This is a genomic window from Pseudomonas sp. Irchel 3F6 (assembly GCF_900187595.1).
Lineage (GTDB): Bacteria > Pseudomonadota > Gammaproteobacteria > Pseudomonadales > Pseudomonadaceae > Aquipseudomonas > Aquipseudomonas siliginis.
In genome coordinates this window covers 579,726-593,237 of sequence record NZ_FYDP01000003.1, presented here as the reverse complement: position 1 = coordinate 593,237, position 13,512 = coordinate 579,726, and the positions used below count along the sequence as shown (strand labels likewise).

14 protein-coding genes are annotated in these 13,512 nt (G+C 61.2%); 10 read left to right on the top strand and 4 right to left on the bottom strand.

All coding sequences use genetic code 11. From position 1 onward, the window contains the following. Positions 1-88: 88 nt before the first annotated feature. From dibA to CKW30_RS14240, 6 genes are all read left to right on the top strand, one after another. The gene (dibA, locus tag CKW30_RS14265; RefSeq protein ID WP_095181135.1) at positions 89-2,008 is read left to right on the top strand and encodes a phosphodiesterase DibA; all 1,920 of its coding nucleotides are present in this window, start codon (positions 89-91) and stop codon (positions 2,006-2,008) included. Positions 2,009-2,307: 299 nt separating this feature from the next. After that, complete coding sequence (oscA, locus tag CKW30_RS14260; protein ID WP_007917682.1) at positions 2,308-2,490, top strand: sulfur starvation response protein OscA; 183 nt, start codon at positions 2,308-2,310, stop codon at positions 2,488-2,490. 138 nt (positions 2,491-2,628) lie between these two features. Next, positions 2,629-3,642, top strand: coding sequence for a sulfate ABC transporter substrate-binding protein (locus CKW30_RS14255; RefSeq protein WP_095181134.1), 1,014 nt, complete (start codon positions 2,629-2,631; stop codon positions 3,640-3,642). Between the two features lie 126 nt (positions 3,643-3,768). Next, entirely contained in the window at positions 3,769-4,587 is an 819-nt protein-coding gene (gene cysT / locus CKW30_RS14250) for a sulfate ABC transporter permease subunit CysT (RefSeq protein WP_016772245.1), read from the top strand. Between the two features lie 12 nt (positions 4,588-4,599). Then, the gene (cysW, locus tag CKW30_RS14245) at positions 4,600-5,472 is read left to right on the top strand and encodes a sulfate ABC transporter permease subunit CysW (RefSeq protein WP_095181133.1); all 873 of its coding nucleotides are present in this window, start codon (positions 4,600-4,602) and stop codon (positions 5,470-5,472) included. Between the two features lie 3 nt (positions 5,473-5,475). Then, positions 5,476-6,465 (top strand): sulfate/molybdate ABC transporter ATP-binding protein, encoded by a 990-nt coding sequence (locus tag CKW30_RS14240; RefSeq protein ID WP_056786991.1) that lies wholly within the window; start codon positions 5,476-5,478, stop codon positions 6,463-6,465. Positions 6,466-6,547: 82 nt separating this feature from the next. Here the strand turns inward: CKW30_RS14240 and CKW30_RS14235 are convergent, their stop codons facing one another. Then, on the bottom strand, positions 6,548-7,072 hold the full coding sequence (locus CKW30_RS14235) for a DUF962 domain-containing protein (protein WP_095181132.1): 525 nt from the start codon (positions 7,070-7,072) through the stop codon (positions 6,548-6,550). An 84-nt stretch (positions 7,073-7,156) separates the two neighbouring features. Here CKW30_RS14235 and CKW30_RS14230 point away from each other — a divergent pair, with 84 nt between their 5' ends. Next, the gene (locus CKW30_RS14230; RefSeq protein WP_095181131.1) at positions 7,157-7,834 is read left to right on the top strand and encodes a Crp/Fnr family transcriptional regulator; all 678 of its coding nucleotides are present in this window, start codon (positions 7,157-7,159) and stop codon (positions 7,832-7,834) included. Between the two features lie 159 nt (positions 7,835-7,993). Here the strand turns inward: CKW30_RS14230 and uraH are convergent, their stop codons facing one another. Together uraH and CKW30_RS14220 are read right to left on the bottom strand one after the other, a co-directional pair. Continuing rightward, a complete protein-coding gene (uraH, locus tag CKW30_RS14225; protein ID WP_041477438.1) occupies positions 7,994-8,404 on the bottom strand; it encodes a hydroxyisourate hydrolase in 411 nt (136 codons plus the stop codon). Between the two features lie 11 nt (positions 8,405-8,415). Then, on the bottom strand, positions 8,416-8,901 hold the full coding sequence (locus CKW30_RS14220; RefSeq protein WP_095181130.1) for a heme-binding protein: 486 nt from the start codon (positions 8,899-8,901) through the stop codon (positions 8,416-8,418). Between the two features lie 136 nt (positions 8,902-9,037). Between CKW30_RS14220 and CKW30_RS14215 the strand changes: the two genes are divergently transcribed. Together CKW30_RS14215 and CKW30_RS14210 are read left to right on the top strand one after the other, a co-directional pair. After that, positions 9,038-9,718 carry a heavy metal response regulator transcription factor gene (locus CKW30_RS14215; protein ID WP_041477440.1) on the top strand — a complete coding sequence of 227 codons (681 nt, stop codon included), beginning with the start codon at positions 9,038-9,040 and terminating at the stop codon, positions 9,716-9,718. Further along, entirely contained in the window at positions 9,708-11,093 is a 1,386-nt protein-coding gene (locus CKW30_RS14210) for a heavy metal sensor histidine kinase (protein ID WP_095181129.1), read from the top strand. The genes CKW30_RS14215 and CKW30_RS14210 overlap by 11 nt, the downstream gene beginning before the upstream one ends. Before the next feature lie 102 nt (positions 11,094-11,195). On the opposite strand, the gene CKW30_RS14205 is transcribed toward CKW30_RS14210, so the two are convergent. After that, entirely contained in the window at positions 11,196-12,200 is a 1,005-nt protein-coding gene (locus tag CKW30_RS14205) for an AraC family transcriptional regulator (protein WP_095181128.1), read from the bottom strand. Between the two features lie 100 nt (positions 12,201-12,300). Here CKW30_RS14205 and CKW30_RS14200 point away from each other — a divergent pair, with 100 nt between their 5' ends. Beyond that, complete coding sequence (locus CKW30_RS14200) at positions 12,301-13,371, top strand: fatty acid desaturase (protein WP_095181127.1); 1,071 nt, start codon at positions 12,301-12,303, stop codon at positions 13,369-13,371. Positions 13,372-13,512: the final 141 nt, after the last annotated feature.

The window sequence follows — 13,512 nt, the reverse complement described above, 5'->3', positions numbered from 1 at the left end:
ATAAAACCAGTCGCCCTTTCAGATAAGAAGTCGCTGAATGTTTCTTCACCTATAATTCCAACCTTTTTGTAGGGACATGGACGACCGAATGTCTGCGACTTACCGCGATGCCTTGCGTGCAGCGCTGCTCTACCTCGTACTGGCCGCCCTGTGGCTGCAAGTTTCTGATCATTTATTAAGCAGATTCTTCGATGACTCCCGTGAGCTGACCCATTGGCAACTGATCAACGGTTATCTGCTGGCGACGATCAGCGCCGCGCTGATTTTCCTCGCACGGGCGCGGCTGTGCGGGTTTCTCGGCATCGGCGCGCATTTGCGCGAGCGCCACACCGACCGTGAGCGTCTGCGTCAGGCGGCCGCCGTGTTCGACTGCACTCGCGAAGGGGTGCTGGTTACCGACCACCGGGGCCTGATCGTCCACGTCAATCGCGCCTTTATCGAGATCACCGGTTATCGGCGCGACGAGGTCATCGGCCAGCAGCCCAGTCTGTTCAAGTCCGGCCATCATCCGCCGGGCTTCTATCAGGCGATGTTCGCTACCCTCGAGGCTGAAGGTGAATGGAGCGGCGAGATCTGGAACCGGCGCAAGACTGGCGAGATTTATCCACAGTGGCAAACCATCCGGGTGATTCACGATGATTCCGGCCGGCTCAGCCATTACGTGGCGGTGTTCTCCGACATCAGTGCGATCAAGGATTCCGAGTCCGAGCTCAAACACCTGGCGCATCACGATCCGTTGACCGATCTGCCCAATCGCCTGCTGTTCAGCGACCGCGCCGAACAGGCGTTGGCTTCCGCGCAGACGCACAAGCGTGGCTGCGCGCTGCTGATGCTCGATCTGGATCATTTCAAGATGATCAACGACAGCCTCGGGCATAACGTCGGCGATCGGTTGCTAAAAGCGGTGGCGACGCGTTTGCAGGAACTGTTCGGCCACGGCATTACCTTGGCGCGGCTCGGCGGTGACGAGTTCGCGGTGCTCGCGGAAAGTTGTCCACAGCCGGCCCAGGCCGCCGCGCTGGCGCAACGGACTCTGGACGCCTTGAAGGAGCCGGTGCTGGTAGATGGCAATCAATTGTTCATCAACGCGAGCATCGGCATCAGCCTGTTTCCCAGCGATGCCCTCAGCGCCGAGCAGTTGTTACGCAACGCCGACAGTGCGCTGTTCAAGGCCAAAAGCAGCGGGCGCAATGGCTACGCGCTGTATACCGAAGAGCTGACCGCCCATGCCCAGCAACGGGTCGAAATCGCCTTCGAGCTGCGCCGCGCACTGGAGCAGGAGGAACTGCGTGTCTACTACCAACCGGTGCATGACCTGCAGAGCGGCCGTCTGGTCGGCGTCGAAGCACTGGTGCGCTGGCAGCATCCGCAGCGCGGTCTGGTGTCGCCGGCAGAATTCATTCCGATTGCCGAGCGCACCGGGCTGATCGCCGAGATCGATGCCTGGGTGATGCAGCAGGCTTGCCGACAGATGTGCCAATGGCAGCAGAGCGGTGTGGTGCTGGCGTTCGTCGCGGTGAATGTCTCCTCGCGGCTGTTTGCCCGACGTGAGCTTTACCAGCAGGTGGCGCAGGTGCTGCACGACACGGGGCTGGATCCGGCGTATCTGGAACTGGAAGTTACCGAAAGCGCGGTGATGGACGATCCCGAAGTGGCGCTGGAACAGATGCATCGCTTGCGCGAGCTGGGTGTGCGTCTGGCCATCGATGATTTCGGCACGGGTTATTCCTCGCTGTTGCGGCTCAAGCGCCTGCCGGTGCAGAAACTCAAGATCGATCAGGGCTTCGTCGCCGGGTTGCCGTGGGATGAGGATGACGTGGCGATTGTCCGGGTGATCATTGCGCTGGCCCGCAGCATGGGCATGCAGGTCCATGCCGAAGGGATCGAACAGGTTGAGCAGGCGGCATTTCTGTTGGCGCAGGAATGCGATCTGGGGCAGGGCTACTGGTTTGGGCGGCCGGTGTCTGCGGATCGGCTTGATTGGGCGAAAACGCCAATGATTGGCTGAAAAGGCCTATCAGGCTATCACCGACCTTGTGGCGAGGGGATTTATCCCCGTTGGGTCGCGAAGCGACCCCAAAAAAACGGGACTGCTGCGCAGTCCAACGGGGATAAATCCCCTCGCCACAAGTTCTCTTGACGATTTCACATCAGCGCAAACCCCTTGCCCTCTCTCATATTGTTTTCTGGTTATATAAACATTCTTAAATAGTCTTTTTAAGAATATCCATGCCTCTCTTATATTGCTCCCACGCCGAACGCAGTGCCGCCCACTGCCAGGCAAATCCCCTTCAAAGGAGCAGCACCATGAGCGCATCCCTTCGCAGCGTTGACGGTCAGGACGAAAGCACCATCTTGCGTGAAATCCAGAGCGCCCTGCGCGATCTGCGGTTCGGCGCGGTGGAGATCACTGTGCACAACGCGCAAGTCGTACAGATCGAACGCAAAGAGAAATTTCGTTTGCAGCAACCCGGTAAACAACCGGGGTGAGATCAAAAGATCGCAGCCTTCGGCAGTTCCTACAGGGGCTGCGTGCAGGAGCTGGCGAAGGCGGCGATCTTTCAACGCGATCCGATTCCAGCAATACATAAGAAAAAGCCATCACCAAGAATTCCAGGAGCTTTCACCATGTCGTCGATTCGCCGTTACGCTCTGGCCGCGCTGGTCAGTGCCGTGTTTGCCGGTTCCGCCGTTGCCAAGGATTACGAGCTGCTCAACGTGTCGTATGACCCGACGCGGGAGCTGTATCAGGAATACAACGCCGAATTCATCAAGTTCTGGCAGAAGGACCATGCCGGCGACACTGTAAAAATCCAGCAGTCTCATGGCGGCTCGGGCAAGCAGGGCCGTGCGGTGATCGATGGCCTGCGTGCTGACGTGGTGACCCTGGCCCTGGCCGGTGACATCGATGAAATCGCCAAGCTCGGCAAGAGCCTGCCCGTCGACTGGCAGAAGCGTCTGCCGCAAGCGAGCACGCCGTACACCTCGACCATCGTGTTCCTGGTGCGCAAGGGCAACCCGAAAGGCATCAAGGACTGGGGCGATCTGGTCAAGAACGATGTCTCGGTGATCACACCAAACCCGAAAACCTCGGGCGGTGCGCGCTGGAACTTCCTCGCCGCGTGGGCCTATGGCCTGAAAGCCAACGGCGGTGACGAAGCCAAGGCCAAGGAATACGTGCAGACCCTGTTCAAGCACGTGCCGATCCTCGACACCGGCGCCCGCGGTTCGACCATCACCTTCGTCAACAACGGTCAGGGCGACGTGTTGCTGGCCTGGGAAAACGAAGCGTTCCTGGCGCTGAAAGAAGATGGCGGCGCAGACAAGTTCGACATCGTCGTGCCGTCGCTGTCGATCCTCGCCGAACCGCCCGTGGCGGTGGTCGACAAGAATGCCGAGAAGAAGGGCAACGCGCAGATCGCCGAAGCCTACCTCAAGCATCTGTACAGCCCGGCCGGTCAGGAAATCGCCGCGAAAAACTTCTATCGTCCACGTGACAAGGACGTAGCGGCCAAGTACGCCCAGCAGTTCCCGAACCTGGAACTGGTGACCATCGACAAGGACTTCGGCGGCTGGAAATCCGCGCAGCCGAAATTCTTCAACGACGGCGGCGTGTTCGACCAGATTTATCAGGCGCAGTAATCTCGCCTTCAACCGGCCTGATGTCTGGGCACATGACATGTGGGACTGAGCTTTTGTGGTGAGGGGATAAGTCCCCTCACCACAGGGCTCACTCCCACATTGATGCGTTTTCAACCAGGGACTTTTATGTCGCGTCGTATCTCCCCCGTCATACCCGGCTTCGGGCTGACGCTGGGTTACACCTTGGTGTACCTCAGCCTGATTGTGCTTATCCCGCTGGCGGCGATGTTCGTCCACGCCGCCCAGCTGACCTGGGATCAGTTCTGGACGATCATCTCCGCACCGCGGGTGCTGGCGGCGTTGAAGCTGAGCTTCGGTACCGCGCTGTGTGCGGCGATCATCAACGGCATCATCGGCACGTTGCTGGCCTGGGTGCTGGTGCGCTACACCTTCCCCGGGCGCAAGGTGATCGATGCGATGATCGATCTGCCGTTCGCCCTGCCGACCGCTGTGGCCGGTATCGCGCTGACCGCGCTGTACGCGCCGGCCGGGCTGGTCGGGCAGTTCGCTGCCGATCTCGGTTTCAAAATCGCCTACACCCCACTGGGCATCACCCTCGCACTGACCTTCGTCACGCTGCCGTTCGTGGTGCGCACGGTGCAACCGGTGCTGGCCGATATTCCCCGTGAAGTCGAAGAAGCGGCGGCGTGCCTGGGTGCGAAGCCATGGCAGGTATTTCGCCACATTCTGGTTCCGGCACTGCTGCCCGCCTGGCTGACCGGTTTTGCGCTGGCGTTCGCGCGTGGCGTCGGCGAGTACGGTTCGGTGATTTTCATTGCCGGCAACATGCCGATGAAAACCGAGATCCTGCCGCTGCTGATCATGGTCAAACTCGACCAATACGATTACACCGGCGCTACCGCCATCGGCGTATTGATGCTGGTGGTTTCCTTCATCCTGTTGCTGCTGATCAACTTGCTGCAGCGGCGCATCGAAACCCCATAAGGAGGCGCGAACATGTCCCAATCGTCCATTGCGGCCGCCTCTTCGGCCAACGCAGCGCGCCGTGGCAGTGCCACTTCACGCAGAATCCTGATCGGCCTTGGCTGGCTGATCTTTTTCCTGTTTCTGCTGCTGCCGCTGTTCATCGTGGTATCGCAGGGTTTGAAGAATGGCCTCGGTGCGTTCTTCACCGCGATCTTTGAGCCGGACGCGCTTTCGGCACTGAAACTCACCGTATTCGCGGTGCTGATTTCGGTGCCGCTGAACCTGGTGTTCGGCGTCAGCGCGGCGTGGTGCGTGAGCAAATACTCGTTCCGTGGCAAGAGCATGCTGGTGACGCTGATCGACCTGCCGTTCTCGGTGTCGCCGGTGATCGCCGGTCTGGTCTACGTGCTGATGTTCGGTGCGCAGGGCCTGTTCGGGCCGTGGCTGCAGGATCACGACATCCAGATCGTCTTCGCCCTGCCGGGCATTGTGCTGGCGACGATTTTCGTCACCGTGCCGTTCGTGGCCCGTGAACTGATTCCGCTGATGCAGGAACAAGGCACCCAGGAGGAGGAAGCCGCGCGCCTGCTCGGTGCCAATGGCTGGCAGATGTTCTGGCACGTCACCGTGCCGAACATCAAGTGGGGCCTGATTTATGGCGTGGTGCTGTGTACCGCGCGGGCCATGGGCGAGTTCGGTGCGGTGTCGGTGGTTTCCGGGCACATTCGCGGGGTGACCAACACCTTGCCGCTGCACGTCGAGATCCTCTACAACGAATACAACCACGTGGCCGCGTTCGCCGTGGCGAGCCTGTTGCTGATCCTGGCGCTCTTCATCCTGCTGCTCAAGCAGCGGAGCGAAAACCGTATCAACCGCCTGCGCGCCAGCGCCGCGGAGGAATAATTCATGTCGATCGAAGTGCGTAACGTCAGCAAGAATTTCAACGCGTTCAAGGCGCTGGACAACATCAGCCTGGATATCCACAGCGGTGAGCTGGTCGCGCTGCTTGGTCCGTCGGGCTGCGGCAAAACCACCTTGCTGCGGATTATTGCCGGTCTGGAAACCCCGGATCAGGGCAACATCGTTTTTCACGGCGAGGACGTTTCCGGCCACGACGTGCGTGATCGCAACGTCGGTTTCGTGTTCCAGCATTACGCCTTGTTCCGCCACATGACAGTGTTCGACAACGTCGCGTTCGGCCTGCGGATGAAACCGAAAAACCAGCGCCCGAGCGAAAGCCAGATCGCCACCAAGGTTCACGAACTGCTGAACATGGTGCAACTGGACTGGTTGTCGGATCGCTACCCGGAGCAGTTGTCCGGTGGCCAGCGTCAGCGCATCGCGTTGGCCCGTGCCCTGGCGGTGGAACCTAAAGTGCTGCTGCTCGACGAACCGTTCGGCGCCCTCGACGCCAAGGTGCGCAAGGAACTGCGGCGCTGGCTGGCGCGGCTGCACGAAGACATCAACCTGACTTCGGTGTTCGTGACCCACGACCAGGAAGAAGCGATGGAAGTCGCCGACCGCATCGTGGTGATGAACAAGGGTGTGATCGAGCAGATCGGCTCACCGGGCGACGTCTACGAAAACCCGGCCAGCGATTTCGTCTATCACTTCCTCGGCGATTCGAACCGCTTGCTGTTGAGCGACGACAACCACGTGCTGTTCCGCCCGCACGAAGTGTCGTTGTCCAAGCATGAGCTGGAAGATCACCATGCCGCTGAAGTGCGCGATATCCGCCCATTGGGTGCGACGACGCGGGTGACGCTGAAGGTGGAAGGGCAGACGGATTTGATCGAGGCCGAAGTGGTGAAAGACCACGACAGCCTGATCGGGTTGGCCAAGGGTGAAACCCTGTTCTTCAAGCCGAAGGTCTGGCAGAAAGTCGCCAATATTTAAGGACAAAAGCTTCGCGAGCAGGCTCGCTCCCACAGGGAAAACTCATTCCAAATGTGGGAGCGAGCCTGCTCGCGAATACGATCTAGACAGCAGCGCGATTCGGATTGACCCGCACCATCCCCGCCCGCAACTCGATCTCTTGTTTCAATTCCTGCCGTATCCCCAGCAGAAACGCCAACTCAGCCACAACGAACAACGGCCCGACAATCAGCCCGCTGATGTCATCGACAAACGCCGGTTTGCGCCCCTCATAGTGATGCCCGACAAACTGGATCACCCAGCCGATCACGAACATCGCCAGGCCGCTGCTCAGCCAGACCATGGTGCTCTGCTGCGCCAGTGCATGCCCGGCCCACACCGACAGCCCCATCAGTACTGTCATCAACACGCCAAGCTTCAACTCCAGACGCAGGTAAAACCACGCCGAGGCCAGCGCTAACAAAACCGCCGGAGATATCCACAACCCGCCCAGCGCCCACTGCGGCCGAGACAGCAGGACAGCCACCGCCACCACGATCAGCGGAATGCCGATAAAGTGGCTGGCGATGTTGCGCGGGTCGCGGTGGTAGGCGGCGTATTGACTGAGGTGGTCGACGAGGCTTTTCATTGTTGTTCCTCCAGTGGGGTTGAATGCATCATCCCTCGGGATCCGCGTTCGCTCTGTCGGGCAGGCGACACTCCAGGAGTGGTTATGCAAATTCGTGCACGGTTGCTCAGCGGCCAGTGGTTCAGTCATTTGCCTGCATCTTTTCAGGATAGCCTGCTGGCGCTGGCTCGGGAGCGGCGGCTGACGGCGGGACAACGACTGTTCCAGCGTGGCGATGCGCCGTGCGGTCTGTATGCAGTGCTCGATGGCGCCGTGCGCATTGGCGCGGTGAGCGAGCAGGGCAAGGAGGCGTTGTTGAGTCTGGTTGAGGCGCCGCACTGGTTCGGCGAAATCTGCCTGTTCGATGGCCAGCCTCGCACTCACGATGCCTATGCAGTCGGGTCGTGCACCTTGCTGAATGTTCCGCAAGCGGCGTTGCTCAAATTGCTCGACGAACGGCCGCAGCATTGGCGGCATCTGGCGCTGCTGATGAGCCACAAATTGCGCCTGGCCTTCATCAATCTCGAACAGCTGAGCCTGCTGCCAGCCCCGGCGCGTCTCGCCCATCGGCTGCTGATGATTGCCGAAGGCTACGGCGAACTCGACGCACCACGCCGGACGCTGCAACTGCCGCAGGAGCAGCTGGCGGCGATGCTGTCGCTGTCGAGGCAGACCACCAATCAGATCCTCAAGGATCTGCAGGGGCAGGGGATTATCGGGCTCGCATACGGCGAAATCGAAATTCTCGATGCGGCGAGATTGCGTGCCTTGGCGACGATCTGAAAACTGAAACCGATCCAATGTCGGAACCGGCACCTGTGGCGAGGGGATTTATCCCCGCTGGGGCGCGAAGCGGCCCTGAAAAAGGCACTGCTGCGCACTCCAGCGGGGATAAATCCCCTCACCACAAAGGCTCACTCCTACGAAGGATCCGCGTTTGAATTACGAACCGCGATAGGTCGAGAAACCGTACGGGCTCAGCAGCAGCGGGATGTGGTAGTGCTGATCGGTCTGCTTGACCTGGAAGATCACCGGAATTTCCGGGAAGAACGTCTCGTGCTTGATCTTCTGGTAGTACTCGCCGGTCTTGAACACCACGCGGTATTCACCGGCTTCGAATGGCTGTTTGGCAGGGAACAGCTCGGCGATCCGCCCTTGCTCGTTGGTGGTGCCCTGGGCCAGTGGCTGCCAGTTTTCGCCGACGTGTTTTTCCAGGGTGACGTTGATGCCCGGTGACGGCAGGCCGTTTTCCAGGTTGAGCACGTGCACGCTCAGCGGATTGCCGGCGGCCAGCGCCAGGCTGGAAACGGCGCTCAGGCTGAGCGCGGCGAGGGTCATGCGCAGGGTGGTCATGGTGGATCTCCTTAGTGGGAACGGGTGATGGTCAGGCCGGCTTTGTCGGCGGCGGCGCGGGCGCAGCTTTCGTCTTGCTCACCGCCGCCGGAACCGGCCACGCCCATGGCGCCGACCAGTTCGCTGCCGGCGAACAGCGGAATGCCGCCGCCGAGCAAGAGCAATTCATCGAGGGTGTTGAGGTTGGCGGTTTCCGGGTTGCTGCGGGCGCGCTCGGCGAACAGCCGTGTCGGCGTCTTGGTCGACAGCGCGGTGTAGGCCTTGCGTTGGCTGGCGGCGGTGTTGTGCGGGCCAACGCCGTCACCACGCAGAGTCACCAGCAGGTTGCCGCCACGGTCGAGCACCGACACCGTGCCGGTGCAACTGCTCATCGCCTTGTCCGCCAGCCAGCGTGCGGTTTTCAGGTCGAGATCGGCGTGGCGCGGCAGTTCTGGCGTGGCACTTGCTGCGCCGCTGAGGCCGAGGATCAGGCTGGCGACAAGGTATTTGACGGTCATGGGCAGGCTCCGAATGGGGATGTCTGCACCTTAACCGGCGCACTTCGTCAGAACTCCGTCAGGCGGATTACAAGTTTGTAATGGGCAACGGCGCCGAACACGCCTAGCCTGTGTACCTGATCAATTGAGGTGTGCCATGCGTTTGCTGGTCGTAGAAGATGAAGCCAAAACCGCCAATTTCCTCGCCAAGGGCCTGGGCGAGTCGGGTTTCGCCGTGGATGTGGCGCTCAATGGCCTCGACGGCCGCTATTTTATCGAGCAGCAGGAATACGACCTGATCATCCTCGACGTGATGCTGCCCGGCCTCAACGGCTGGCAATTGCTCCAGCTGATCCGCCAGCGCGGCGCCACACCGGTGCTGTTTCTCACCGCCAAGGACGCTATCGAAGACCGCGTGCGTGGTCTTGAGCTGGGCGCAGATGACTACCTGCTTAAACCCTTCGCTTTCGCCGAACTGCTCGCGCGCGTGCGCACGCTACTGCGACGCGGGCCGATGCGCGAAGCCGAGTCGTACAGCATCGCCGACCTGGAAATCGACGTATTGCGCCGCCGGGTCAGTCGCGGCGGCCAGCGCATTGCCCTGACCAACAAGGAATTCGCCCTCTTGCAGCTGCTCGCCAGCCGCCAGGGCGAAGTGCTTTCGCGCACGCTGATCGCATCGCAGGTGTGGAACCTGAATTTCGACAGCGACACCAACATGGTCGAAGTCGCCGTGCGTCGTTTGCGCGCCAAGGTTGACGACCCGTACATGCCGAAACTTATCCACACCGTGCGCGGCGTCGGTTATCAACTGGAAGCGCCGGACGATGTGGAGTAAGTCGATTGCCTGGCGATTGGCGCTGGCCTTCGCCATGGTCTGCGCGCTGGCGCTGAGCGCAATCGGCGTGTTCCTCTACCGCTCGCTGGCCTCGGAATTGGCCTTTCGTGACGACATGGCCTTGCTCGGTCGCCTCGAGCAAGTACGTGCCTTGCTCGCCGACAGCGACAGCCTCGACGCCTTGCAGGCGCGGCCACGGTTGTATCAGAACATGCTCGGTAATCTCGACAGTCTGCTGCTGGTGCGCCGGGCCGACGGCTCCAGCGTGATCGCGATCAACCCGCGTCAGCGTGAACTGCCCGCGCTCAATGCATTACCGCGAGAGCAAATGCCGCAGCGCCGTGACGTGCTCACCTGGCAGGCCAGCGACGGCGCCGAATTGGCCTTGCTGTCCGGCCAGGCGCAAGGCCCCAACGGTGAAACCCTCACGGTGATCGCCGGCAAAGTGCTCAGCGAGCGCGAGCAGATGCTCGGCAGTTATCGCCTGCGTCTGTACCTGTCCGTCGGCCTCGGCGCGGTGCTCGCGTTTGCTCTGGGCCTGTTATTGCTGCGGCGTGGCTTGCAGCCCTTGCATCAGTTGAGTGAAGCGGTGCGCAGCATCGATCTGCGCAGCCTCGATCGACGCCTGCCTACCGAGGGCACGCCGAGCGAACTGCGCGAGCCGGTGCACGCGCTCAACACCATGCTGGCGCGGCTGGACGACAGCGTGCAGCGCCTGTCGCAATTCTCCGCCGACCTCGCGCACGAAATCCGCACCCCTCTGCACACCTTGCTCGCCAGCAACGGCCAGGCCCTGAACCATCCGCGCAGCACGGCCGAATATCAGGAAGTGCTGGCCTCGAACATGGAAGAGTTCGAACGGCTCAAGCGCATGGCCGAGAACCTGATGTTCCTCGCCCGCGCCGAACAGGCCGAACGTGCGCTCAATCTGCACACACTGGACTTGCGCAACGTCGGCGACGAGCTCTGCGATTACTTCGAAGCCCTGGCCGATGACCGCGACCTCCAACTGCAAAACCGCATGCACGGCGAATTGCTCGCCGACCAGCAACTGCTGCAACGCGCCCTCGGCAATCTGCTGGCCAATGCCGTACGCCACGCCGACCCCGGCAGCCTGATCAGCCTGCAACGCCGCGATGAACCGGGTATGTGCTGGCTGCAAGTGCACAACCACGGCCCGGTCATCGCGCCTGAGCATCTGGGCAAACTGTTCGACCGTTTCTACCGCGTCGATCCTTCACGTGCGGAACCGGGAGATTCGGGTGGGCTGGGTTTGGCGATCGTGCAGTCGATCATGCAGTTGCATGGCGGGCAAGTGCGGGTGAGGAGTGACGCCGACGGCACTGTTTTTGAGCTGGGGTTTGTGGTGGTCTGACGGCCTCTTCGCGAGCAGGCTCGCTCCCACAAGGAAACGCATTCCAACGGTGGGAGCGAGCCTGCTCGCGAAGGCGCTGGATCACACAATGGTGATTTCGGATCAGCGCAACTGATCCCGAAACTGCCCCGGCGTCATCCCGGTCCAGCGCTTGAACGCGCGGCTGAAGCTGCTGGTGTCAGCGAATCCCAGCAGATAGCTGACTTCACTCAAGGAACACTGCGGGTCACGCAGGTGCAGCAGCGCGAGATTTTCGCGGCTTTCGTTAAGCAGGGTGTCGAAGCGACAGCCCTCATCCGCCAGATGCCGTTGCAGGCTGCGCAGGCTCAGGTGCAAGGCCTGGGCGATGCGCTCGGCGCTCGGTTCGCCTTCGGGCAGTTGTTCTTCAATGGCATCGCGCACCTTGCGCTCCCAGGTCAGCGGTTTGAGCTGGGCGAGGGTGCGTTTGAGTACGGCTTCGTTGTGTTCGGCCAGTTCCGGGTTGGCGTCGTCGAGGTGGCTGTCGAAGTCGCTGAGGGCGAATTCCAGGCGGTCCTCGGCGGCGGAAAAATACACCGGCGCGCGGAAGACTTTGTGCCATTGCTGGGCATCGCTCGGTTCGGGGCGGCGCAAGTACACCGCCAGCGGTGCGTAGTCACGGCCGAGGCGATTGCGGCAGGTGCGCACGTAGATCGCCGTAAATGCGTCGATGGCTTCGAAGGCTGGTGCCGGGTTGCCGGGCGGGATTTTCAGGCGGAATTGATAGCGGTCTTCGCTGCGGCTCAGCTCCAGTTCCAGCGCATCGCTGACCACCGGGTGATAGCGCACGATGCGCTCGAACACTTCGCGCAAGCTGCCGCTGGCCACTAGCGCATAACCGAGCGCGTGGAACGTGGTCGGGCTGACGAAACGCGACACGCGCAAGCCCAGCGCCGGGTCGCCGCTGGCTTCAACGGCGAGCGCCCACAGGCGCGTGGTACCGGACAGCGGATAGCGCGCGTTTGGGTCGTCCATCAGCATCGGGTCGAGCCCGGCCTGTTGGCACAAGGCAAGGCTGTCCAGCCCCAGCGCATCGAGTTGTTTGCGCAAGGCACGGGTCCAGCTGGCGAGGGAGGTCGGTTCCTTCATGCTGATTGGCGCGTCCGGTCAACAGGTTGGCGTTCTTGGCTAGCGCGGATCGAACCCCGGCAAGGCACGATGCATTCATCTTAGACCCGAGGATGGAAGCATGGACGGTACTTCTGCAAGCCCTGAACGACTGAATGCGGCGCAGCGCTCGGCACATATTCGCCAAGTGGTATTGGCCAAGGGTGCGCAATTGCGTGAGCGCTACCCGATTCTTCAACATCAGGATGCCCTCGGTGCGGGGATTCTGGCGTTGGCGCTGGCCGGGATGATCGGCTCGGCGGCGCTGTACATCACTGGCCATATGGCCTGGTGGGTGTGCCTGCTGTTCAATGCTTTTTTCGCCTCGCTGACCCATGAGCTGGAACACGACCTGATCCACAGCATGTACTTTCGCAAGCAGCGCGTGCCGCACAACCTGATGATGGGCCTGGTTTGGCTGGCGCGGCCGAGCACGATCAACCCGTGGATCCGTCGTCATCTGCACCTCAACCATCACAAGGTTTCCGGCACTGAAGCCGACATGGAAGAGCGCGCAATCACCAACGGCGAGCCGTGGGGTTTTGCCCGTCTGCTGATGGTTGGCGATAACGTCATGTCGGCCTTTATCCGCCTGCTCCGCGCCAAGACCTGGGCACACAAGTGGAGCATCGGCAAACGCGTGCTCAAGGTCTACGCACCGCTGGCGCTGCTGCATTGGGGCGCGTGGTATGTGTTTCTCGGCTTTCACGGGGCCAACGGCATCGCGCATTTGCTCGGCTCGCCCATCGAGTGGTCGGCCACCACGCTGTCGGTGATGCAGGTGATCGATATCGCCGCCGTGGTGATCATCGGCCCCAACGTGCTGCGCACTTTCTGCCTGCACTTCATCAGCTCGAACATGCATTACTACGGCGACGTCGAACCGGGCAATGTGCTGCAGCAATGCCAGGTGCTGAACCCGTGGTGGCTGTGGCCGTTGCAAGCGTTCTGCTTCAACTTCGGCAGCAGTCACGGGATTCATCATTTCGTGGTCAAGGAGCCGTTTTACATTCGTCAGATGACCGTGCCGGTGGCGCACAAGGTCATGCGCGAGATGGGTGTGCGGTTCAATGATTTCGGCACGTTTGGCCGGGCGAACCGGTTTGTGCGCGGAGATGAGGAAGTGGTGTCCGGGGAGGCGGTGGAGGCCTGACAGATGCCCCTCACCCTAACCCTCTCCCAGGGGAGAGGGGACTGATCCAGCTGTTTATGCTGGATACATCGACCTGAAATTTCGAGCCGACCTCAGGTTGGAAAAGCATGAAGATCTGCTCCCTTTCCCCCTCTCCCTCAG